The sequence below is a fragment of the Ectopseudomonas oleovorans genome (genome assembly GCF_029845265.1).
GTDB classification, from domain to species: domain Bacteria; phylum Pseudomonadota; class Gammaproteobacteria; order Pseudomonadales; family Pseudomonadaceae; genus Aquipseudomonas; species Aquipseudomonas oleovorans.
In genome coordinates this window covers 17,583-38,461 of record NZ_JAOCLK010000041.1, presented here as the reverse complement: position 1 = coordinate 38,461, position 20,879 = coordinate 17,583, and the positions used below count along the sequence as shown (strand labels likewise).

Here is a 20,879-nt window from a genome sequence, read left to right as displayed (position 1 = left end):
ATAAAAAGCCCCGCACCAGGCGGGGCTTTATTTAGCACAACGGTCAGATACTCAGTACCTTGTCGCCACGCGCGATACCTGTGACACCACTGCGTACAGTTTCCAAGATCGATGCAGTACCGACGGCCTGGATAAAGCTATCCAGCTTGTCGCTGGTACCGGTCAACTGCACGGTGTAGACGCTGCTGGTCACATCCACGATCTGGCCGCGGAAGATGTCGGTAGTACGCTTGACCTCGGCACGCTGAGCGCCAGTGGCCTTGATCTTGACCAGCATCAGCTCGCGCTCGATATGGGCGCTTTCCGACAGGTTGACCAGCTTGACTACCTCGACCAGCTTGTTGAGGTTCTTGGTGATCTGCTCGATCACCTCATCCTGTCCAACGGTGGTGAGGGTCAGGCGCGACAGCGTCGGATCCTCGGTTGGCGCAACGGTGAGGCTTTCGATGTTGTAGTTACGCTGGGAGAACAGACCAACCACGCGCGACAGGGCGCCCGGCTCGTTTTCCAGCAGCAGGGAAATGATGTGTCGCATCTTAGGTCCGCTCCGTCTTGCTCAGCCACATGTCACGCATCGCACCGTCTCTGATCTGCATCGGATAGACGTGCTCGCTGGAATCCACCGCGATGTCGAGGAACACCAGGCGATTCTTCAAGGCAAAGGCTTCCTCCAGCTTGGGCTTGAGGTCCTTCAGCGACGTGATGCGCATACCGACATGGCCATAAGCCTCGGCCAGTTTGACGAAGTCCGGCAGCGACTCCATGTAGGAGTGCGAATAACGGCTGTTGTACTGCATGTCCTGCCATTGCCGGACCATGCCGAGGGTGCCGTTGTTCAGGTTGACGATCTTCACCGGCAGGTCGTACTGCAGGCAGGTCGATAGCTCCTGGATGTTCATCTGGATGCTGCCCTCACCGGTGACGCATGCCACATCGGCTTCCGGGAAGTTCAGCTTGATGCCCATTGCGGCCGGGAAACCGAAGCCCATGGTGCCCAGGCCGCCGGAGTTGATCCAGCGATTGGGCTTGTTGAAGCGGTAGTACTGCGCCGCGAACATCTGGTGCTGACCCACATCGGAGGTGATGAAAGCATCGCCCTTGGTCACGTCGCACAGGGTTTCGATCACGGTCTGCGGCTTGATGATCGAACCGTCACCCTCGTTGTAGGGGAACAGGCGACCATTGCCACGCCACTCATCGATCTGCTTCCACCAACTGGCGACGGTGTCCTTGTTCGGGGTCTCACCGATTTCCTTGAGGATGGCGACCATCTCGGTCAGCACGCTGTCCACCGGACCGACGATCGGGATGTCAGCCTTGATGGTCTTGGAGATCGAAGCCGGATCGATGTCGATGTGAATGATCTTGGCGTTGGGGCAGAACTTGGCCGCACCGTTGATCACGCGGTCATCGAAGCGCGCACCGACCGCCAGAATCACGTCAGCATGGTGCATGGTCAGGTTGGCGGTGTAGCTGCCGTGCATGCCGAGCATGCCGATGAACTGGCGGTCGGTACCCGGATAGCCACCGAGGCCCATCAGGGTGTTGGTCACCGGCAGGTTGAGCATCTGCGCCAGCTCGGTCAGCGGCGCAGAGGCACCGCCCATGATCACGCCACCGCCGGAGTACATGACCGGACGCTTGGCGGCCAGAAGCATCTCAGCCGCCTTGCGGATCTGGCCGGAGTGACCGCGTACCGCCGGGCTGTAGGAGCGCAGCTTGACCTTCTTCGGATAGACGTATTCGAACTTCTGGGTCGGATCGCCCATGTCTTTCGGAATGTCGACCACGACCGGACCGGGACGACCGGACTCGGCGAGATAGAACGCCTTCTTCAGCACCTCGGGGATTTCCGACGGGTGCTTGATGATGAAGCTGTGCTTCACGATCGGGCGGGAAATACCGACCATGTCGGTTTCCTGGAAGGCATCGGTGCCGACCATGGCGCTCGGCACCTGGCCGGAGATCACCACCATCGGAATGGAATCCATGTAGGCAGTCGCAATACCGGTGATGGCATTGGTCGCGCCAGGGCCAGAGGTCACCAGCACCACACCGGCCTTGCCGGTGGCGCGGGCATAGCCGTCAGCCATATGGGTCGCTGCCTGTTCGTGACGAACCAGGATGTGGGTCACTTCCGGTTCTTTGAACAGGGCATCGTAAATATGCAGGAGAGCACCACCAGGGTACCCATAGATATGCTTAACGCCTTCGTCACGCAGGAAGCGGACGACCATTTCAGCGCCGGATAAAAGCTCCACGTTGTTCACCTCTTGAACGCCAGTATGCCACCCGTCAACGGGTAGCCCTAAGGTAGGTCTTACTGTCAGCGGACACGCACGACGGTGATCGTGGATTCGGAACATCAGCTTGACGAGTAACGGAGCAGCCCATGGTCTTGCGGGGCCGACCCTCCCAGCGCGAGGTAACGCGTTGCGGGTGTCACGGTTCGGCGCGGGTAGCGCCTCTTTTCCCCGAGCTGGAGGACGCTTGCGGCGGACGCCACTACGGGGGAAGGATGGATTGTTCGGGTTCGGCGAAGGCAAGTCAAGAGATGGCTAACCTATTATTCAACCTGCTGCTGTGACGCATCGCAGGATGAAGATAGCCGGCTTTTGGTTATAGTAACCATCAGCACCGCCGCTCTCGATAAAGGAAACAGCATGCGCCACATGATTCTTACTGGCACCTTGATGCTCGCTTTGAGCACATCCGCCATGGCCAGCCAGGTGTACAAGTGGGTAGATGACAAGGGCGTGACCCACTTCGGCGCGCAACCTCCGCAGGGCCAACAGGCCACGACCATCAATACTGCAGCACCACCTCCCCGACCGGCACCCAGTGAGCCGGCACCCAGTTTCGATGAACAGCTCGACCCCGAGCAGGCTGCCATCGACAAGAAGGTCAAGGAAGATGTGGCGAAGCAGGAAGCCGAGCGTAAGCAGTACTGCGAGACAGCTCGCACCAACCTGGCTCAGCTTGAGAACAATCCTCGCCTGCGCATCGAGGATGGTGGCGAGGTTCGCCGCATCGACGAGAACGAGCGCCAGGAACGCATCACCGAACTGAAGAAGTCCATCGCAGAAAACTGCAAGTAATGGACTACGCGCATACCCTCAGGGCGTGCGCGTAAGCAGGCGATCAAATTCGCCCAGCAGCTCGACCAGCCGACGCGCAACGCTCGGCTGCTGCTGATAGACCATCTCTGCCATCGCCTGAATGCCCGATACCGAGGGCAGTGCTACGCCGGTTTCCAGCAGAACCTTCATACGCGGTAGAAAAATCCACTGCAGCCATTGCTCGAACGCCAGCGTATCGACACAGAACGGCTCCGGGCTGGCCAGGGCCTCGGCGCTCGGCGCCTCCTCCTGCCACCAACCCTGTGCACGTAACTCACACTCGATCAGCAGCAGGTGTTCGGCCAGTGCGCTTGCACGAGCATCCATCAGAGATTGACTCGTGCGCGTTCACGGGCCTGGGCAGCACCAGCAGGATCACCCTGGCGCTCGCGGGCGCGGGCAATCAGATCCCACAGGCTGGCCTGCAGCGCCGGACGACCACTGGCTTGAGTCAGACCACGACGGGCCAGTTGCTCGGCCTGCGCTGCATCGCCCTGGGCCATACGTACCTCGGCAAGACGGTAGAGCACCTGCGGCTCACGCGGGGCGATGCGCTGGGCGCGTTCGAGGCTGGAGGCCGCACCATTGAGATCGCCACCGCCCTGCAACTGCTGGGCAGTGGTCAGCAGAGCCAGCACCGGACCGTCCAGTTGCTCATCGGCAGCCAGGCCGCCGCCACTGGGGATACCGCTGGGCATGCTCGGTGCAGACGCACCGAAGCTACCCTGACTGGGTACGGCAGGCTGGCTGCTGACGGGCGGATCGAACGTCAGGCCGCCACTCGAAGTAATCGGCTGCACATCGGTCTGCAAAGGGGTAGAGACCGCACCCTGCGGCACCATCACCACCACCCCGGAGTCTTCCTCGATACGCTGTGGTGCCGCTGCAGGGCTCGCGCTGGACACAGCGCCAGAACCGCCCGACGACAGCGGAGCGCCGGCGTCGATCACCGGAATCGAGCCCTGCGGTACGGTACTGCAACCACTGAGAGCTGCCGTTGCCAGCATCGTGGCAAGCCACTTCTTGTTCACATCCAATCCTCTTCAGGTAACACCGGGATGCGCCACCCGGCCGTCATTCCAACCAACCCTTGACCCAGTCCATCACGGACTCAACCGGCGCCTGGATACCGCACGCGGAGCCCGGGGCAGGTTCGCTGCCGCGAATATAAGGCATCTGTACCGCATTCGGGCAGCCCGAAGCCGAACCCAGACCAGTCTGACGATCCACCCAGGCCAGGGTGACGTTGTCCGGCATCGGCATGTCCAGTGGCAGTGGGTCCGCCTTGCGCATGAAGCTGGTCCAGACCTGCAACGCCCCGGTCGCGCCAGTCAGCGGGGTCGGGCCGTTATCGTCGCGCCCCAGCCACACCACCGCCAGCAGATCCTGACTGAAGCCCGCGAACCAGCTGTCACGCGAGTCGTTACTGGTCCCGGTCTTGCCCGCCAGATTCAGCGAGCTGGGCAGTTGGTTGTAAACCGAGCGCCCAGTACCTTCACGCATGGTCCGCTGCATGGCGTTTTGCACCAGATAGATGGCGCCTGGATCGAAGCGCTGCTGGATCTGGAATGGATAACGACCGAGCGGCTCGCCATCGGCAGTCAGCACGCTGCGAATGCCGCGCAACGGCGTATTGAAGCCACCGTTGGCCAGGGTCTGGTACATGCCCGCCACTTCCATCGGCGTCAGTGCCCCAGCACCGAGCAGCATCGACGGATAAGCCGGCCACTTACGCTCGACGCCCAATCGCTCGAGCGTCTTGAGCACGTTGGGCACGCCGATCTCCAGGCCGAGCTTGGCCGTGGACAGATTGTAGGACTGCGCCAGCCCCTGATACAGGTAGATGGTGCCATGAGCCTTGCGGTCGTAATTCTGCGGCGTCCAGACCTGGCCATCCTGGCCCTTGATGGAAAACGCTTCGTCCTCCAGCCAACTGGTCAGGGTGTACTGACTCGGACGTTCCAACGCAGACAGATAAATAGCCGGTTTGATCAGCGAACCAATCGGCCGCACGGCATCCAGCGCCCGATTGAAACCGGCAAACCGCGGCTGACGGCTGCCAATCAATGCCTGGATTTCCCCGGTTTCAGGGTTGGTCACCACCATACCGGCCTGCACTTCATCCACGCCCTTGCGCCCGGCCAGGCGCTTGAGCGTCTCGGCCAGCGCCTCTTCGGCCTTGAGCTGCAGGATCGGATCGAAGCTGGTGAAGATGCGCAGGCCTTCTTCGGTCAGATCCTGCTCACGATAATCTTCACGCAGCTGACGCTTGACCAGATCGATGAAAGCCGGGAACGAGCTGTCAGCCATGCTGCCGCGCGAGCTCACGCCGAGCGGTTTCTGTTTGGCTGCTGCGGCTTCCTCGGGGGTGATCGAGCCTTGTTCGGCAAGCAGATCGAGCACCAGGTTGCGACGCGCCAGCGCACGCTCGGGATTGCGCCGCGGGTTGAAGTAGGTGGGGCCTTTGACCATGCCCACCAGCAGCGCGACCTGCTCCAGCTTCAGCTCGGAAACCGGCTGACTGAAAAAATACTGGCTGGCCAGACCGAAGCCATGTATGGCGCGCTGCCCATCCTGACCGAGGAACACCTCGTTCATGTAGGCCTCGAGAATCTCGCGCTTGTCGTAGTGCAACTCCAGCAGTACCGCCATCATCGCTTCAGTGGCTTTGCGCGCCAGGGTGCGTTCGTTGGTCAGGTAGAAATTCTTCACCAACTGCTGAGTCAGGGTACTGCCGCCCTGCACCAGGCGCCCGGACGTTGCGTTGATCCACAGTGCACGGGCGATACCCTTGGGTGACACGCCGAAGTGATCGAAGTAGTCGCGATCCTCGACCGCCACCAGCGCATCGATCAGATAGGCCGGCACCTGATCCAGCTTGATCAGGATGCGATCTTCCTGATGCGCCGGGTAAAGCCCGCCAATCAGCATCGGCTCGAGTCGGGCTACCGCCAGGTTGCCGCCATTGGCCTGGGTCAGACCGGCGACGTAATCGCCAGAGAAGCGCACGCGCACCTTCTGTGACGGTTCGGCACCTTCATAGAACTGAAAGCCGCGACTGTGCAGTTCGATGTTGTTACCGGCCACCGACACTGCGCCCGGCCCGTTGACCGTGCTCTCGCGGCGGTAGCCCAGCGCATCGAGCTCACGCAGGAAATCGTCCTTGGCCAGCTTCTGCCCGACGAAAAGTTCGAGCGGCCTGGCGTAGGCCTTCGCGGGCACCGTCCAGCGCTTGCCGGAAAACTTTTCCTGCACCACGGCATCGAGATAAACGGCAAAGCCGGCAAGGATCACCAGACCAACCAGACCGAGCTTGAGGCCCCAGGCAAACCAGGGACGCATACCGGACGAGCGGGATTTTTTGTTTGAGCGGGGGGAGCGTTTTCGAGTCATGGCGGGATTATACGCACTTTACATAGGGGCCAGCAGGCCGCCTGGATGGTTTGCAGAGCAGCTCACAGCGGCCATAATGCCCAGCTCGAACAGCGTCTAGAACAAGGATCGAACGTGAGCCAAGCCCTGATTGCCGCATTGCAGAACCCGGCCCTGTATCCGCATCCTGTGGATGGGTTTCAGGTCATTGAGACCCACATTTCCTGGGTTTTGCTCACTGGCCCCTACGCCTACAAGATCAAAAAACCGGTTAATTTCGGGTTTCTCGACTTCACCGAGCTCGATGCACGCCGTCATTTCTGCGAAGAAGAGCTGCGCCTCAACCAGCGCCTGGCCCAAGATCTGTATCTTGACGTGTTGCCGATCGGCGGTAGTGAAGACGCGCCCAGTCTCGACGGCAGCACGCCCGCCATCGAATACGCGCTGAAAATGCGCCAGTTCCCGCAGGAGCAACTGCTCAGCGCCATCCAGGCACGTGGCGAACTGAACGAAGCCCATATCGACGCCCTGGCCGAGCAGATTGCCACCTTTCATCTGAACGCACCGAAGGTGCCGCAGGAACATCCGCTGGGTAGCGCAGAAGCGGTAATGGTTCCGGTGCAGCAGAATTTCGACCAGATTCGCCCGATGCTCAACGAGCAGGCAGACCTGCAGCAACTCGATGCCCTCGAGGCCTGGGCCCAGTCCAGCTACGAACGCCTGCAACCACTGTTGAGCGAACGCAAGGCTCAGGGTTTCATCCGCGAATGCCACGGTGATATTCACCTGGGCAACGCCGCCAAGATTGACGGGCGAGTGGTGCTGTTCGACTGCATCGAGTTTAACGAACCCTTCCGCTTTACCGACGTCACCGCCGATATCGCATTCCTGGCCATGGACCTCGAAGACCGTGGCCTCAAATGCCTGGCACGCCGCTTTATCAGCGGCTGGCTGGAGCGCACTGGTGATTATGCAGCCCTGCAACTGCTGAACTTCTACAAGGCCTACCGCGCCATGGTGCGCGGCAAGGTCGCGCTGTTTCGCCTGGGACAAGAAGAGAGTTCGGTACAACGGGCGGTGATCCTGCGCCAGTACCGCGCTTATGCCGCACTGGCGGAAAGCTATAGCGCCATTCCATCGCCCTTCCTGGCCATCACCCATGGCGTCTCGGCAGTCGGCAAGAGCCACGTGGCCATGCGCCTGGTCGAAGCACTGGGCACCATCCGCCTGCGCTCCGACATCGAGCGCAAGCGCCTGTTCGGCGAGCAGAGCGCCGAAGCCAAGGATCAGCTGGCCGCCGGCATCTACAGCACTGACGCCAGCCAGGCGACCTACCAGCGCCTGCATCAGCTGGCGCATCAGACACTACTGGCAGGCTTCCCCGTGGTGATCGACGCAACCTATCTCAAGGCAGCGCAACGCCAGGCCGCCAGCGAAGTCGCCGAAGAAACCGGCGTGCCCTTCCTGATTCTCGACTGCCAAGCGCCGCAAGCCGTGATCGCCAGCTGGCTGGAGCAGCGCCGCAGCGAGGGCCAGGACCCGTCCGATGCGACGCTGGAAGTGATTCAGGCCCAACAAACCAGCCGCGAGCCGCTCGACGATGAGGAGCAGAGCCACAGCAAGCGTGTCGATACACATGACAGCGCAAGCCTGGACAGCCTGGTCGAGCGCATTCGCCAGCGCCTGCCTGGAATCTGAGCCACGGCCTACCGCTGACCAGCACCTGCCGGGCAAACCCCGGCAGGCCTTCTATACTCCCGGTGAGACCATCACCGGTATCCGCCATGAGTCAGCCACGCCAGCTTGATCATCCGCTCTACCACCTGCTGCACAACGACGATGTGAAAGGCTTCAATGCGCAGAAGCCAAAAGGCGTGGAGGTCGATCTGTCCGGTGGCGACTTTCGCGGGCTAGACCTGCGCAACATGGACACCGACGCCGTCAATTTCAACGACGCGTATTTTCGCGGGGCAGACCTGCGCGGCCTGGACTTCCGCAATGCCCAGATCGAAGGGGCCAGCCTGGCCCACGCGCAGATTTCTGGCGCCTACTTTCCAGCCGAACTGACCGCCGACGAGATTCTCATGTCGGTCAACTTCGGCACTCGCCTGCGCTATCGCACCAAGTAGCGCACTTCGAGCGACGACGCGAAGCACTCAGGCCATTGGCCGCTACACTTTCCGGCAGGCACGCCAACGTGAACCTTTCCCCCGCACGCATGGAGGCCCGATGAACGACGAACTGCAACACTTGAAGAACCTGGGCAAGACCTCGGCGCAGTGGCTGCACGCCGTAGGGATTCACAGCGCCAACGACCTGCGTCGCTACGGCGCTGTCGGAGCCTATCGCGCGGTCAGGGCGCGCGGTTTTCGTGCATCCAAGGTGCTGCTTTACGCCATCGAGGGCGCGCTGCTCAATGTGCATTGGAGTGAGCTCCCCCCCCCGCGCACAAAGCCGAACTGAACGGCAAGCTGGACGAAGCCCAGAGCCACAACAAGAGCTAGCTCACAACACCAGTGCAAGGTGATTTACTCGAAGAGCCGCACAGCCTATTGTTTCAGGGACCTTCGTATGGTCAGCCAGTCCAGCCAGTTCAAGGAATTACGGTTATGTATTTACTCGGGGAGCAACCGGCCTACGCCGATCAGTTGATCAATCGCCTGCAGAGTATCCCCACTCAGCTGCTGGAAGGGCTGCAACCCGCGGGTGAGCCACTGCGTCTGGAGCGTGTCGATGATCTGGCTCAGGTACTGCCTGGCAACCAGCTATTCATCATCGAGAACGGCCTGTTGCATGCGCTGGTCGATGAGCGCCCATTGTTCTATCTGCAAGAGGGCGATCTGGTCGGCCTGCGCCAGGGCATCGACCTCCCCTCCTGCCGCTACAGCAGCGAAGAACCCATCAGCCTGATTCCCTACTCGCGCAGCGAAACCTTCCAGCACATCTATGCCAGCGAGCAGCGCCAGGAACAGTTCATTCAATATCTGATCGGCCATACCGCCCTGCTGTCCGACGCACTGGCACGTCTGAAACAGCCGGAGATTCGTCCGACGACTGGCTTCCAGCATTTCGCTGCCGGCGAGGAGCTGATTCATCAGGGCGATGAAGCTGACCACGTGTTCATCATCATCGAGGGACACGCCGAGGCTTACGTCGACGGGCAGAAGGTCGGTGATGTGCAACAGGATGAAATCTTCGGCGCCATGGCGGTATTCACTCGCGAGAAGCGCAGCGCCACGGTTGTCGCCAGCGAACCTTGCACGGTGATGGTGATTCCCAAGGAACAATTCCTCAGCCTGATGCAAAGCAACCCGCGCATCGCTCACAGTCTGATCGAAAGCATGGCCCGACGCATCGACCTGCTGAACAAGGAAGTCACTCAGTTGCGCTTACCTGGGGAATCCTGAGTCTCCATCCCACATCAGCGAACCCCGGCCCTGCGCCGGGTTTTTGCATTTATGAGCTCGGCAAAAGCGTTCTGAGAAAAATTCTCAAAAGGCGTTGACTACATAATGAGAATTGTTATTATTAACTCAACTGGTCGCGAGATCAGCCGATAAGCTAAAGAGACCATTCAGTCGGACTCTTCAGATTATCTCCTCATCAGGCTAATCACGGTTATTGACCCGGCTCTTGCCGGGTCTTTTTTTGCCTGGACAAAAGTGCGTCCTGCAGTTTCCGGCGAGATGCGCTGGGCCGGCCCTAATCGTCGACCTGTGCCAGCCAGTCCGGCAGGTTGAAATGCAGGCTGATGCGCGTGATCAGCCCGTGCTGGATCTCGAAGAAGGCGCCGACGCGTATCTCGTAACGCTGCCCGCAGGCCTCCGGCAGGCCATCATCAGTAGCCAGATATTCGCCGATAACGCGGTACTCGCAGGCTGCATGTCGCCCTTATGGCTCGACCAAGATCACCAGCGACTCGATCATCTCGCGATAGCAATGCAGCTGCCGCTCCAGAAAAGCCGCGAAGGCGTCGCGCCCATGCTCGGTGAAACCCTGATTGGGCTGCAGAATCAGCTCGTCGCTGACCAGTGCCAGACAGGCGCGGATATCCCGATCATTGAGGGCATTGAAATAACCTTGCAGCAGGTCGCGAACGTCTGTGGACATAGGCCAGACTCCGAATCGACAAAGCGCCGAGGATACCGTGCAGGCAGCCCACGAAAGGCGGCTAGGGTCGCAGTTTGGCGCAGTGATCCTGCTCCGGCTGCGCTGCCGTGAACCAGACGTAATCGGCCATGGAAGCGTCCACCGAACGGCCGACTTCGGCCAATATCAGCACCGCGCTGCCGTCCTGCGCACCGAGGTCAGCCAGGTGCAAGGGTACGCCGAGATCCTTGCGCACATGAAAGGCGCCGGCCAGCAGCAGGCTGGGCTGTGGCGCAGCCAGCAATGCCTCGGCCATGCGCCGATCACGCTGTTGCTGCACAGCAAGCATCGCCGGCAACTGGCTGTCCGGCAGCAGGCCGCAGTGCGACTCACGGATATCCGCCAGCAAACGCTCCTGCACCTCGGCTGCACCAGAGCGCTCCCCCCCGAGCGTCGGGCGCTGGCGATAGATCTGCATGATCTCGGCACGATCCAGATTGGCCGCAAGCAAGGGGTAGGGCTGCCGCAATTGATGCATCACCAGCGGCCCGTAAAGCGACCAATCCCATCCAGGTTGCCAGGCCAGGGTATTGAACGGATCGGTAATCGCCTGCCCCGCGCGCGCAGTTGTCTGGGCCTGATCAACCTTGTTCTGCTGATCAGGATTAAGCATCTCCATCAACACGCTGCCCTGCGGGCGCAGCCTGAATAGCTCGCGCAATAGCCAAAGCTGCAGGGCATGGTGATCAGGATTGTCGTGCTGCTCACCGACCAGTACCCGCTCGGCCCGTGCCAGGCGATCCAGCAGTTGCTCAGGGTCGATAGTGCGTCCGCTGGCCAGATCGACGATACGCCCCAGATCAGCATGCTCATGCCCCAGCGGAGCGAGCGGTGCCGGCGGCGGCAGCATGGGTCGGCCCTGGCAGGCAGCCAGCAGCATCAGACAGCTCAGCAGTACGACTCGCATCGAGGGCTCCAACATTCAGCGTGCGACGATCAACGGGTGGCCGCGCTCGGGATGAGTCTGCACCAGCACTTCCAGACCGAACACGGCCTGCAGCGGCTCGGCCCGCAATACTTCGACAGGCGTACCCAGCGCATGCGCCCGGCCCTGCTCCAGCAACAACAGGCGATCACAGTAACGCGCGGCCAGATTGAGGTCATGGAGGATCACCAGCACCGCCGCGCCGGATTCGGCCAAACGACGAACCGCCTGCAGGCAAGTGTGCTGATGCAGCGGATCGAGCATCGAGGTCGGCTCATCGAGCAGCAGGATCTGCCCCTCACCGCCCGGCCACAGCTGTGCCAGCACCCGCGCCAGGTGCACGCGCTGGCGCTCCCCGCCGGACAACGCCAGGTAGCTGCGCCCCGCCAGGTGAACAGCATCGGCTGCCAGCAGCGCCTGCTGCACGATCTGCGCATCGCGCACGCGCCCGCTGTCATGGGGCAGACGGCCCATGGCGACCACTTCCTCGACACGAAAGGCGAAATTCAGACTGGAGCTCTGCGGCAGGACGGCCAGGCGCCTGGCGCGCTCCGGTCCGGCCCAGTCATAGAGCGCACGCTGATCCAGCGTCACCTGCCCGGCGCTGGCCGGTAGCTCGCCGCTCAGCGCTGCCAGCAAAGTGCTCTTGCCCGCACCGTTGGGCCCCAGCACACCCAGCACTTCGCCGGGGTGCAACTGCAGATCGATGCCACTGAGCACCACGCCCTGGCCGCGGCGGACTTCCAGCTGTTCAACCCGCAGCATCAGCTTCGCCCCCGCACCAGCAGATAAAGAAAGAACGGCGCACCAATCAGCGCCGTGACGATGCCGATCGGCAACTCCGCAGGCGCCAACGCCAGGCGCGCGACCAGGTCGGCCAGCAGCAACAGGCTCGCACCGGCAAGCGCGGATGCTGGGAGCAACAGGCGATGATCGGGGCCCACCAGCAGGCGCATCAGATGCGGCACCACAAGGCCGATGAAACCGATCAAGCCAGCGGCCGCCACCGCAGCACCGACCCCCAATGCCGTACAGAACACCAGCTCGCGCTTGAGGCGCTCCACATCGAAACCAAGGTGGCGTGCCTCCGACTCGCCCAGCAGCAGCGCGTTCAACGCCCGTGCCCGTCGCGGCAACCACAGCGCCACGGCCAGCGTGGCCAGCAACAGCGGCCAGAGTCGCGCGTAACTGGCGCCATTGAGGCTGCCCAGGTTCCAGAAGGTCAGGGTGCGCAGGGTCGCATCGTCCGCCAGGTAGGTGAACAGACCGATGGCCGCCCCCGCCAGCGCGGTCAGGGCGATGCCCGCCAGCAACATGGTTGCCACATTGGTCTGCCCCTCACGTCGACCCAGCCGGTAGACCAACGCCGTGACCAGCAAGCCACCGACGAAGGCACAGGCCGACAGCAGATAGGGCGCGAAGGCTTCGGGTAAACCACCGAACGCGGCGCCGCCGACAATGGCCACCGCGGCGCCCAGCGCAGCGCCGCTGGAAACGCCCACCAACCCGGGGTCAGCCAGTGGATTGCGAAACAGCCCCTGCATCGCCACGCCACAGAGCGCCAGCACCATGCCCACGGCGAGCCCGAGCAAGGTGCGCGGCATGCGGATCTGCGCCAGGATCAGTTCCGCCTGCTGCACCGACGCATCAGCTGCAAGCGGCACGCCCAGCAGACGCAGCGCGGCACGCAGAGTGTCGCCCAGTGGCAGACTGACCGGGCCGAGCGCCAGCGACAGCCACAGCACGAGCACGAGCAGCAGGCCCAGTGCGATGAACAATGGGCGCGTCGAAAAAGGTGAGGTCATGGCTCGCGCTTGGCTTCGGCTGTCGGAAATTGGCTGGCAGGATAAAAGCCTGCAGCGAGCATCGCCAGCCCATCCGGCACGCGCGGCCCAAGACCGCCGACCAGCAGGGTCGGGTCCAGCGCCAGCAAACGTCCCTCGCGCGCCGCGCGGGTACCGGCCAGGGCAGGGTTCTGCTGCAGCAGGGCCTGCCTGGCCGCGTCACCCTCCAAGGCGCGATCAGCCACCACCACGACCTGCGGATCGAGCGCCAGCAGCGCCTCGCTGGACAACGCCTTGTAGCCGCTGTGACTGGCCAGATTGCGCCCGCCGGCACGGCTGATCAGCCAGTCGGCAGCGGTGTCGATACCACCAACCAGCGGACTGCCACCGGCATGCCCGAGCAATAGCAACACACCGGGCGCGTCTTGGCTGCGCTGGGCCTGCTCGACCCATTGTTGCTGGGTCTGCAAGCGCGCCTGGTAATCGGCGAAGGCGCGTTGCGCTGCCGCCTCATCACCGAGCAACTGGCCCAGACGATTCAGGTTGGCCTGTAGGCTGTCCAGCTCCGCGCGCGCCGTCAGACGCTCGATACGCACGCCGGCTACTGCCAGTTGCTCGAGCACCGGTGGCGGGCCCATCTCCTCGCTGCCCAGCAGCAGGTCCGGGCGCAGGGCGAGAATGCCCTCGGCAGCCAGTTGGCGTTGATAACCGACGCTGGGCAGCTTGGTCAGCGACGCCGGATGACGACTGGTGGTATCGACACCCACCAGTTTGCTCTCGCCGCCCAGCAACACCACCCACTCACTCAGGGCGCCGCCGGAGCTCACCCAGCGCTGCGGCAATGGCTCGGCAAGCGCCAGATTGGGAAACAGCAGGACAGCCGCCAGGCCGCCCAGAATATTGGCAAGACGCATGGTCTCAACTCCTCGAACGGGACATCGACCGGCCCCCGCTGGGAGCCGGCACGGATCAGGCCAGCACCGGCAGTGACTCGGCCAGCTCGCGCCAGTCATCACGCTCGGCCATGCCAGGCTTGCGTGCGCCGAACAGCTGGACGACCAGCTCGCCGTCGGCATCGAAGGCTTCCAGGCTGGTGATCACGCCATCGACGCTGGGCTTGCGCACGCGCCACAGCTCGACCACACCACGGGTCTGCAGGTGCAGATTGAAGTCGGGGTCGAGTACGTTGAACCAGCTGTCCATCCAGCGCAGGTTGTGCACCGGGCCGGTGTGGATCTGAATGCAGTGACGGTTACCGACGAACACCATGATCGGCACTTCACGGGCAGCGGCCTGCTCCATCAGCACTGTAAGCTCGGAGGTCGCCAGCGGCTGCGCCCATTGCTCACCCGCCAGGCGCAACGCCTGGGTGCGCGCGACTTCATGCTTTTTCAGCAGGGCGAAGAAATGGTGGGTGTCCTGCAGTGTCGCCCAGCCCTCACGCAGCGCCTGGCTGTCGACCTCCGCATCGGCCTTGCGCGCTGGTGCGGCTGGCGGTGGCAGCAATTGCAGCTCGGCATTCTGCTCGCCGGCGAAACGCTCGACCAGCGGCTGCCAGGCGTCCAGCTCGCTGCGCTCGGTCAGGTAGACCTTGTGCACGGCGACGCCCTGCTGGTCGAACACCTGGATGCTGCGTTGGGTGCCCTTGGCGGTTTCCTCGGCGATGGCGAACACGCTGGCCCAACCACCGAGGAACAGGCGCAGGTCGATGTCGGCAGACACCACCAGGCCCATCTGCCCGGATGCGGCAACGCTCACTTCACGGTACAGCCCCTTGCGCTCATGAACGCAATGCTCGTTACGCGTCAGCACCATGACCCGACCGAGTTCGCCAAGCGCCGGCAGCAGCGCGGCCCAATCCGGGCGCAGGCGCTGCGCGTCGATGCCCAGGCGGCTAGCGGTCAACTCGGCCTCGCTGACACCTAGCTGCGCCGCTGCTTCGCGGGCGCGCAGACGGGGTTGCTCATCACGCAGCCTTTGCCAGGCCTGGTAAAGACCGGCAGCCGGGGCTGCCAAGTTATTTGCGGTACTCATCGGGATTTCCTCTCTCACGGGCAGTTATCACCACCGTCGGCGACACGAGCGCGTACCGACACGGCAGTGCAATTTGAGATAACGATAATCTACCTGAGAATTATTTGCATCAAATAAGTAATCTGGTTAACGTCTTGCGCCGTCGCCAACCAGGCAGTCGCAGAGCTGCCACGCATGCACCGGAGTATCACCATGCACGTTCGCCCGCCCTTCGCTCGCCGCTCCTGGCTCGCGCTGCTGTTGCTGTGCCCTTCACTGGCTCTGGCTGAAACGCCGGCCGAGCTACCCGCTGTCGAGGTCACTGGAATGGCGGCCAAGCAACCGCTGCCGACCACGACCCAGACCGACGCCCAGACGCTGGAACGCCGACAGATTCGCAGCTTCGATGACCTGTCGCGCCGTGCCGAGCCGGGACTGAACTACAACCGCAGCAACAACAGCATCAACATCCGTGGTCTGGACCGCGACCGCGTGCTCACCACCCTCGATGGTATTCGCATGCCCTGGCTGAACGACGCCGTGCGCGACGTCAACGGCGGCCTCAATAGCATCGACTTCCAGGGGCTGTCCTCCATCGACGTGGTGCGCGGCGCCAACTCCAGCCAGGTTGGCTCAGGCGCCCTCGGCGGAGCGCTGCAATTGCGCACACTGAACCCGGACGATCTGCTGGGCGACAAGGACGAGTTCGCCGGCATGATCAAGAACGACTACGACAGCGCCGACCGCAGCTGGGGGCTCAATGCCGCGCTGGCCGGTCGTTTCAACGACACTTCCTGGTTGCTCCAGGCTGGCGGGCGCAAGGGGCACGAGCTCGATAACCAGGGCAACCGTGACGTTCTGGGCAGCCAGCGCACCGAGGCCAACCCCAGTGACACCGATCAGCACAGCCTGCTGCTCAAGGTTCAGCAGAAGCTCGGCGGCGGGCACCGCGTCGGTGTGACCGCCGAACTGTTCGAGCGCACAGAAGACATGGACAGCCGCATCAACCAGGGCACCGCCAACTATCCACGGCACTATGAAACCCGCGAGAGCAACGAGCGCAAGCGCCTGTCCTTCGACCACCAGTACCGTGCCGAGAGCAGCGACAGCCTGCTGGATTGGGCCGACACCATCGTCTACTGGCAGAAGCTGCGTCGCGAAGACGAGGTGGACGCCACTCGCGCCGGAACCCTCGCCGGCCCGTTCGGCCGTAACAACGAGATAGAGAAAACCCAATACGGCATCAACGGCAGCCTGGGCAAGCAACTGGGGCAGCACAACCTGACCCTCGGCGCGGAGTGGAGCCGCATCGAGGCCGAGCAGTACAGCGGCGGCTACGATGCCTGCCCCAGCGTACTGGTACCGCCCTTCCCGCCGCGCCCGGACAGCACGCCCGCCGGCATCTACTTTTCCTGCATCAACCTGCACACCAATCAGGCCGAAATGCCGAAGACGCCGGGCAATCTGTATGGCCTCTACCTGAAAGACGATATCGCCCTCAGCGACACACTGACCCTGACGCCGGGCGTGCGCTATGACCGCTACGAGTACAAACCCAAGAGCGGCACCAGCGGTTACGTGCTGGCCGGCGACAGTGTGATGCTGACCGAAAACAAGGACTCCAAGTGGTCCGGCAGCCTGCTGCTGACCTGGCAGGCGCACGAGCTGGCAACCCTCTACGCGCAGTGGGCGCAGGGCTTCAAGGCACCGGACGTCAACGAGCTGTACAGCACCTTCACCAACTCCGGCATGGGCTACGCGCGCGTCGGCAATCCCAACCTCAAGCCCGAAGAAAGCACCGGCCACGAAGTCGGCGCGCGCCTGGGCGACAAGCATCTGGGCGGCTCCGTCAGCCTGTTCGACAACCGTTACAAGAACTTCATCGACAGCATCACCGCCAACGAAGAGGACTATGGCTTCCAGGCCGGAGAATTCCCGACCTTCTTCGAGGTGATGGAGAACCGCGACAAGGTGCGCATCTACGGCGCCGAGGGCACCGCACAGTGGCAGTTCGCACCCTCCTGGCAAGCCTGGAGCTCGGTCGCCTGGGCCGTAGGCAAGGACCGCGAAACCAAACAGCACCTGAATTCGGTCGCCCCGCTGACCGGCACCCTCGGCCTCAGCTACACCCAGCAGCACTATGGTGCGGACCTGATGCTGACCGCCGCCCGCCGTCGCGACAAGGTCGAGAACGACAGCGACTTCAAGGCCCCCGGCTATGGCGTGGTCGACCTCACCGGTTACTGGCAACCGGCAGCGCTGGATGGCGTCCGACTGCAGGCCGGTCTGTTCAACCTGTTCGACAAGAAGTACTGGAACGCCCTCAATGTGCCCAGCATTGGCGGCCGCACCAGCCCGCAACCAGTCGACTACTACAGCGAGCCGGGTCGCACCTTCCGCGTGTCGGCCTCCTGGCAGTTCTGAGTTCCACTTGGCGCAAGGATGCGCCCTCCTCCTTCTTACGGGATAATCCGCCCGTCTTGCGGCGCTATGCGCCACCTTCTTCCTGCCGGAGGAAGGTCATCCGAGGTCGTCGACCTTTACGCTAACGGGAAACCGCGATGATTCGCTTGTGCGCCCCACAGGAACTGGCCGAGGGTCAGAGCCGGGGCTTCGTGCTCGACCAGTTGAACCTGCTTGCAGTACGCAGGGACGGTCAGGTTCACGCCTATATCAACCGCTGCCCACATCGCGGCATCGCCCTGGAGTGGCGGCCAGACGATTTTCTCGATGACAGCCGCAGCCTGATCCGCTGTGCGACTCACGGCGCACTGTTTCTGATCGAGAGCGGTGAATGCGTGGCCGGCCCGTGCGAGGGCCAGGCGCTGCAAAGGCTGGCGTGCAAGGAAGACGCGAGCGGAATCTGGATCGCGCCGTAGGGCGCGCACAGCGCACTCTACGTCAGAACTTCCAGCCGGCGAACCAGGGTGATCCCTTCAGGGCTGAGCTCGGCGCCGTAGGCCAGCACCTCCACCCCCGCAGCCTTGGCATCACGCAATCCCGCCGCGTAGGTCGGATCGATTTCCTCGGCGGCGCGCACTGCGCGAATGCCGGAGAGACTCACGCAGTACAGTTGCACCGTGCGCACTCCGGCACGCGCCAGCGCGGCCAGCTCGCGCAGGTGCTTGGCACCGCGCTGCGTCACTGCATCGGGAAAGGCCGCCACATCGCTGCCATCGAAGCCCAGCGTCACGCTCTTGACCTCGACATAAGCCGGCCCTTCCGGGTAATCCAGACGAAAATCGGCGCGGCTGTTTTCCACCCCGTAAGCCACCTCGCGCTTGAGCGCGGTAAAGCCGGCCAGCTCGCTGATCAGCCCGGCACGCAGCGCTTCTTCCACCAGCGCGTTGGCCCGTGCGGTGTTGATGCAGGCCAGGCGCCCCTGCGGCGTTTCGCTGATTTCCCAACTGCCCGGCAGCTTGCGCTTTGGATCGTTGCTGCGGCTGAACCAGATCCGACAGCCTTCGCTCATGCAGTTGAGCATCGAGCCGGTGTTGGCGCAGTGGATGGTCATCTGCTCGCCGCTGGCGGTCTCGATATCGGCGAGAAAGCGTTTGTAGCGGCGCAGCAGGCGCCCTTCTTCCAGCGGCGGATCAAAGCGCATCGGGCTTCCAGCTCTTCAGGCCGCGGGCGATACGCTCGACCGCCTGCTGCAGACGCTCGACGTTCTGCGTATAGGCGAAGCGCACATGGTGCCCGGCCTGGTAACGGCCGAAATCCAGCCCCGGGGTGAAGGCCACATGCTCGGTTTCGATGAAGTGCCGGCAGAAAGCGAAGGCGTCGCCGCCAAAGGCGCTGATGTCGGCATATAAATAGAAGGCGCCTTCAGGCGTGGCGGCGATACCGAAGCCCAGCTCACGCAATGCCGGCAGCAGGTAGTCACGGCGACGCTGGAATTCATGACGCCGCTCTTCGAAGATCGCCAGCGTGGCCGGTTCAAAGCAGGCCAGCGCGGCATGCTGGGCCATGCTCGGCGCACTGATATAGAGATTCTGCGCCAGCTTCTCCAACTCAGGCACCGCCGCCTCAGGCGCCACCAACCAACCCAGGCGCCAGCCGGTCATACCGAAATATTTGGAGAAACTATTGAGGACGAAGGCATCGTCGTCCACTTCCAGCACGCTCGTGGCATCGCAGCCGTAGGTCAGGCCGTGGTAGATCTCGTCCACCACCAGATGACCGCCACGCTGTTTGAGGCAGGTCGACAGGGCCGCCAGCTCATCCTTGTGCAGCAAGGTGCCGGTCGGGTTGGCCGGCGACGCGACCAGGGCGCCGACGCTGCCTGAGTCCCAATGCCGTTCTACCAATTGCGGGGTGAGCTGGTAACGCACGTCCGGGCCGACGGGCACCAGTTGCGCGGCGCCTTCGACCAGGCGCAAAAAATGACGATTGCACGGGTAGCCCGGGTCGGCCAGCAACCAGTGCTTGCCCGGGTCGACCAACAGGCTGGCGGCCAGCAGCAGTGCGCCGGAGCCGCCCGGTGTAACCAGAATACGCTGCGGATCGATGCTCAGCCGGTAACGCTGGGCATAGAAGCCGGCAATGGCTTCGCGCAGTTGCGGCAAGCCACACGCGGCGGTGTAACGAGTGTACCCGGCCGCCAGCGCGGCCTGACCGGCGCGAATGATCGGCTCGGCCGTGGTGAAGTCCGGTTCGCCGATCTCCAGGTGGATGACATCGTGACCGGCTGCCTGCAACTCGTTGGCACGCGCCAGCAAGGCCATCACATGGAAGGGTTCGATGGCGCGACTGCGCGCACTGTAGAGCTGAGCCATGGTTCTGTCTTCAGGGTTGCGAGGCGCGGATTCTAGCAGGGCGGCTTCGGGCCTCGGCAAGGGCACAAAAGCACCGCTACGCTTGTTGCTCAGCCCTGTGAGGATTTCGCTCACAGCCTGGGCAGGGCAGAGACAACCGGGAGTAGCGCGCCCCGATTCGATCTGGTAAGTTCGCCCGCTTGCAGCCGCAGGGCCGGGCAAACACCTGGCAACGGATTTACCTGCGCGATGGAATTGAAAGAGTGAGAGGCGTCATCCATGCCCACAAAAGAAAAAGCCCAAAGCACCAGCCAGCTGATGCGTGGTTTCGAGCCCTATCAGGAAAAGAAGGGCGAGGAATACATGAGCGAGCCGATGCGCGCTCACTTCACCAGCATCCTCAATAAGTGGAAGCTGGAGCTGATGCAGGAAGTCGACCGCACCGTGCACCACATGCAGGACGAAGCGGCCAATTTCCCTGACCCGGCCGACCGCGCCAGCCAGGAAGAAGAATTCAGCCTGGAACTGCGTGCCCGTGACCGCGAGCGCAAGCTGATCAAGAAGATCGACGAGACCCTGCAGCTGATCGAAGACAACGATTACGGCTGGTGCGACTCCTGCGGTGTCGAAATCGGCATCCGCCGCCTCGAAGCCCGCCCGACCGCGACCCTGTGCATCGACTGCAAGACGCTGGCGGAAATCAAGGAAAAACAGGTCGGTTCCTGATCTGTCGACGGGGCGCTCAGGCGCCCCGCTCTGTTTC

General features: G+C 62.8%; 20 protein-coding genes and 1 pseudogene. 8 read left to right on the top strand and 13 right to left on the bottom strand.

Annotated features, from left to right (window positions below; genetic code table 11):
• Window positions 1–43 precede the first annotated feature (43 nt).
• Window positions 44–535, bottom strand: a complete 492-nt coding sequence (ilvN, locus tag N5J71_RS17955; RefSeq protein WP_003462832.1) for an acetolactate synthase small subunit — start codon at window positions 533–535, stop codon at window positions 44–46.
• Window position 536: 1 nt separating this feature from the next.
• Window positions 537–2,261 carry an acetolactate synthase 3 large subunit gene (locus N5J71_RS17950; protein ID WP_003462833.1) on the bottom strand — a complete coding sequence of 575 codons (1,725 nt, stop codon included), beginning with the start codon at window positions 2,259–2,261 and terminating at the stop codon, window positions 537–539.
• 402 nt (window positions 2,262–2,663) lie between these two features.
• Here N5J71_RS17950 and N5J71_RS17945 point away from each other — a divergent pair, with 402 nt between their 5' ends.
• Window positions 2,664–3,098, top strand: coding sequence for a DUF4124 domain-containing protein (locus N5J71_RS17945; protein WP_003462834.1), 435 nt, complete (start codon window positions 2,664–2,666; stop codon window positions 3,096–3,098).
• Between the two features lie 18 nt (window positions 3,099–3,116).
• On the opposite strand, the gene N5J71_RS17940 is transcribed toward N5J71_RS17945, so the two are convergent.
• From N5J71_RS17940 to mrcB, 3 genes are all read right to left on the bottom strand, one after another.
• A complete protein-coding gene (locus N5J71_RS17940) occupies window positions 3,117–3,446 on the bottom strand; it encodes a YqcC family protein (RefSeq protein ID WP_003462835.1) in 330 nt (109 codons plus the stop codon).
• Entirely contained in the window at window positions 3,446–4,126 is a 681-nt protein-coding gene (locus N5J71_RS17935; protein WP_003462836.1) for a tetratricopeptide repeat protein, read from the bottom strand. Before N5J71_RS17935 ends, N5J71_RS17940 begins: the two co-directional genes overlap by 1 nt.
• Window positions 4,127–4,193: 67 nt before the next feature.
• Window positions 4,194–6,512, bottom strand: coding sequence for a penicillin-binding protein 1B (mrcB, locus tag N5J71_RS17930; protein WP_279917356.1), 2,319 nt, complete (start codon window positions 6,510–6,512; stop codon window positions 4,194–4,196).
• Between the two features lie 114 nt (window positions 6,513–6,626).
• Here mrcB and N5J71_RS17925 point away from each other — a divergent pair, with 114 nt between their 5' ends.
• The 4 genes and pseudogenes from N5J71_RS17925 (at window position 6,627) to N5J71_RS17910 (ending at window position 9,898) form a co-directional block, all read left to right on the top strand.
• Window positions 6,627–8,189, top strand: coding sequence for a bifunctional aminoglycoside phosphotransferase/ATP-binding protein (locus tag N5J71_RS17925; protein ID WP_039964999.1), 1,563 nt, complete (start codon window positions 6,627–6,629; stop codon window positions 8,187–8,189).
• An 86-nt stretch (window positions 8,190–8,275) separates the two neighbouring features.
• Window positions 8,276–8,620, top strand: a complete 345-nt coding sequence (locus N5J71_RS17920; RefSeq protein WP_017675297.1) for a pentapeptide repeat-containing protein — start codon at window positions 8,276–8,278, stop codon at window positions 8,618–8,620.
• A gap of 100 nt (window positions 8,621–8,720) precedes the next feature.
• Window positions 8,721–8,995 (top strand): annotated as a pseudogene (locus N5J71_RS17915) (TfoX/Sxy family protein).
• Between the two features lie 105 nt (window positions 8,996–9,100).
• Window positions 9,101–9,898: a cyclic nucleotide-binding domain-containing protein gene (locus N5J71_RS17910; RefSeq protein ID WP_084342266.1), complete on the top strand. Its 798-nt coding sequence runs from the start codon at window positions 9,101–9,103 to the stop codon at window positions 9,896–9,898.
• Window positions 9,899–10,382: 484 nt separating this feature from the next.
• Here N5J71_RS17910 and N5J71_RS17905 read toward each other — a convergent pair whose 3' ends face one another.
• From N5J71_RS17905 to N5J71_RS17880, 6 genes are all read right to left on the bottom strand, one after another.
• Window positions 10,383–10,601 carry a nuclear transport factor 2-like protein gene (locus N5J71_RS17905; protein ID WP_241198178.1) on the bottom strand — a complete coding sequence of 73 codons (219 nt, stop codon included), beginning with the start codon at window positions 10,599–10,601 and terminating at the stop codon, window positions 10,383–10,385.
• Window positions 10,602–10,662: 61 nt separating this feature from the next.
• Window positions 10,663–11,547 (bottom strand): ChaN family lipoprotein, encoded by an 885-nt coding sequence (locus N5J71_RS17900; protein ID WP_004424311.1) that lies wholly within the window; start codon window positions 11,545–11,547, stop codon window positions 10,663–10,665.
• 15 nt (window positions 11,548–11,562) lie between these two features.
• Window positions 11,563–12,330, bottom strand: coding sequence for a heme ABC transporter ATP-binding protein (locus N5J71_RS17895; protein ID WP_116618007.1), 768 nt, complete (start codon window positions 12,328–12,330; stop codon window positions 11,563–11,565).
• Complete coding sequence (locus tag N5J71_RS17890) at window positions 12,330–13,370, bottom strand: FecCD family ABC transporter permease (protein WP_424960903.1); 1,041 nt, start codon at window positions 13,368–13,370, stop codon at window positions 12,330–12,332. The genes N5J71_RS17895 and N5J71_RS17890 overlap by 1 nt, the downstream gene beginning before the upstream one ends.
• Window positions 13,367–14,263, bottom strand: coding sequence for a heme/hemin ABC transporter substrate-binding protein (locus N5J71_RS17885; protein WP_279917355.1), 897 nt, complete (start codon window positions 14,261–14,263; stop codon window positions 13,367–13,369). The genes N5J71_RS17890 and N5J71_RS17885 overlap by 4 nt, the downstream gene beginning before the upstream one ends.
• A 55-nt stretch (window positions 14,264–14,318) precedes the next feature.
• Window positions 14,319–15,383 (bottom strand): hemin-degrading factor, encoded by a 1,065-nt coding sequence (locus tag N5J71_RS17880; RefSeq protein ID WP_279917354.1) that lies wholly within the window; start codon window positions 15,381–15,383, stop codon window positions 14,319–14,321.
• A gap of 192 nt (window positions 15,384–15,575) precedes the next feature.
• Here N5J71_RS17880 and N5J71_RS17875 point away from each other — a divergent pair, with 192 nt between their 5' ends.
• Window positions 15,576–17,786: a TonB-dependent hemoglobin/transferrin/lactoferrin family receptor gene (locus tag N5J71_RS17875; protein WP_074859691.1), complete on the top strand. Its 2,211-nt coding sequence runs from the start codon at window positions 15,576–15,578 to the stop codon at window positions 17,784–17,786.
• Window positions 17,787–17,923: 137 nt separating this feature from the next.
• Window positions 17,924–18,241 (top strand): Rieske (2Fe-2S) protein, encoded by a 318-nt coding sequence (locus N5J71_RS17870; protein WP_084342158.1) that lies wholly within the window; start codon window positions 17,924–17,926, stop codon window positions 18,239–18,241.
• 17 nt (window positions 18,242–18,258) lie between these two features.
• Here the strand turns inward: N5J71_RS17870 and sfsA are convergent, their stop codons facing one another.
• Together sfsA and N5J71_RS17860 are read right to left on the bottom strand one after the other, a co-directional pair.
• Window positions 18,259–18,966 (bottom strand): DNA/RNA nuclease SfsA, encoded by a 708-nt coding sequence (gene sfsA / locus N5J71_RS17865; RefSeq protein ID WP_084342156.1) that lies wholly within the window; start codon window positions 18,964–18,966, stop codon window positions 18,259–18,261.
• Window positions 18,956–20,137 (bottom strand): pyridoxal phosphate-dependent aminotransferase, encoded by a 1,182-nt coding sequence (locus tag N5J71_RS17860; protein WP_116618003.1) that lies wholly within the window; start codon window positions 20,135–20,137, stop codon window positions 18,956–18,958. The genes sfsA and N5J71_RS17860 overlap by 11 nt, the downstream gene beginning before the upstream one ends.
• 258 nt (window positions 20,138–20,395) lie before the next feature.
• Here N5J71_RS17860 and dksA point away from each other — a divergent pair, with 258 nt between their 5' ends.
• Window positions 20,396–20,842 (top strand): RNA polymerase-binding protein DksA, encoded by a 447-nt coding sequence (dksA, locus tag N5J71_RS17855; RefSeq protein ID WP_004424336.1) that lies wholly within the window; start codon window positions 20,396–20,398, stop codon window positions 20,840–20,842.
• Window positions 20,843–20,879 lie beyond the last annotated feature (37 nt).

Coding starts and splice junctions, on each gene's coding strand:
- ilvN (WP_003462832.1), bottom strand. CDS start 535: ATGCGACACATCATTTCCCTGCTGCTGGAAAACGAGCCGGGCGCCCTG.
- N5J71_RS17945 (WP_003462834.1), top strand. CDS start 2,664: ATGCGCCACATGATTCTTACTGGCACCTTGATGCTCGCTTTGAGCACA.
- N5J71_RS17940 (WP_003462835.1), bottom strand. CDS start 3,446: ATGGATGCTCGTGCAAGCGCACTGGCCGAACACCTGCTGCTGATCGAG.
- N5J71_RS17935 (WP_003462836.1), bottom strand. CDS start 4,126: ATGCTGGCAACGGCAGCTCTCAGTGGTTGCAGTACCGTACCGCAGGGC.
- mrcB (WP_279917356.1), bottom strand. CDS start 6,512: ATGACTCGAAAACGCTCCCCCCGCTCAAACAAAAAATCCCGCTCGTCC.
- N5J71_RS17920 (WP_017675297.1), top strand. CDS start 8,276: ATGAGTCAGCCACGCCAGCTTGATCATCCGCTCTACCACCTGCTGCAC.
- N5J71_RS17910 (WP_084342266.1), top strand. CDS start 9,101: ATGTATTTACTCGGGGAGCAACCGGCCTACGCCGATCAGTTGATCAAT.
- N5J71_RS17905 (WP_241198178.1), bottom strand. CDS start 10,601: ATGTCCACAGACGTTCGCGACCTGCTGCAAGGTTATTTCAATGCCCTC.
- N5J71_RS17900 (WP_004424311.1), bottom strand. CDS start 11,547: ATGCGAGTCGTACTGCTGAGCTGTCTGATGCTGCTGGCTGCCTGCCAG.
- N5J71_RS17895 (WP_116618007.1), bottom strand. CDS start 12,330: ATGCTGCGGGTTGAACAGCTGGAAGTCCGCCGCGGCCAGGGCGTGGTG.
- N5J71_RS17890 (WP_424960903.1), bottom strand. CDS start 13,370: ATGACCTCACCTTTTTCGACGCGCCCATTGTTCATCGCACTGGGCCTG.
- N5J71_RS17885 (WP_279917355.1), bottom strand. CDS start 14,263: ATGCGTCTTGCCAATATTCTGGGCGGCCTGGCGGCTGTCCTGCTGTTT.
- N5J71_RS17880 (WP_279917354.1), bottom strand. CDS start 15,383: ATGAGTACCGCAAATAACTTGGCAGCCCCGGCTGCCGGTCTTTACCAG.
- N5J71_RS17875 (WP_074859691.1), top strand. CDS start 15,576: ATGCACGTTCGCCCGCCCTTCGCTCGCCGCTCCTGGCTCGCGCTGCTG.
- N5J71_RS17870 (WP_084342158.1), top strand. CDS start 17,924: ATGATTCGCTTGTGCGCCCCACAGGAACTGGCCGAGGGTCAGAGCCGG.
- sfsA (WP_084342156.1), bottom strand. CDS start 18,966: ATGCGCTTTGATCCGCCGCTGGAAGAAGGGCGCCTGCTGCGCCGCTAC.
- N5J71_RS17860 (WP_116618003.1), bottom strand. CDS start 20,137: ATGGCTCAGCTCTACAGTGCGCGCAGTCGCGCCATCGAACCCTTCCAT.
- dksA (WP_004424336.1), top strand. CDS start 20,396: ATGCCCACAAAAGAAAAAGCCCAAAGCACCAGCCAGCTGATGCGTGGT.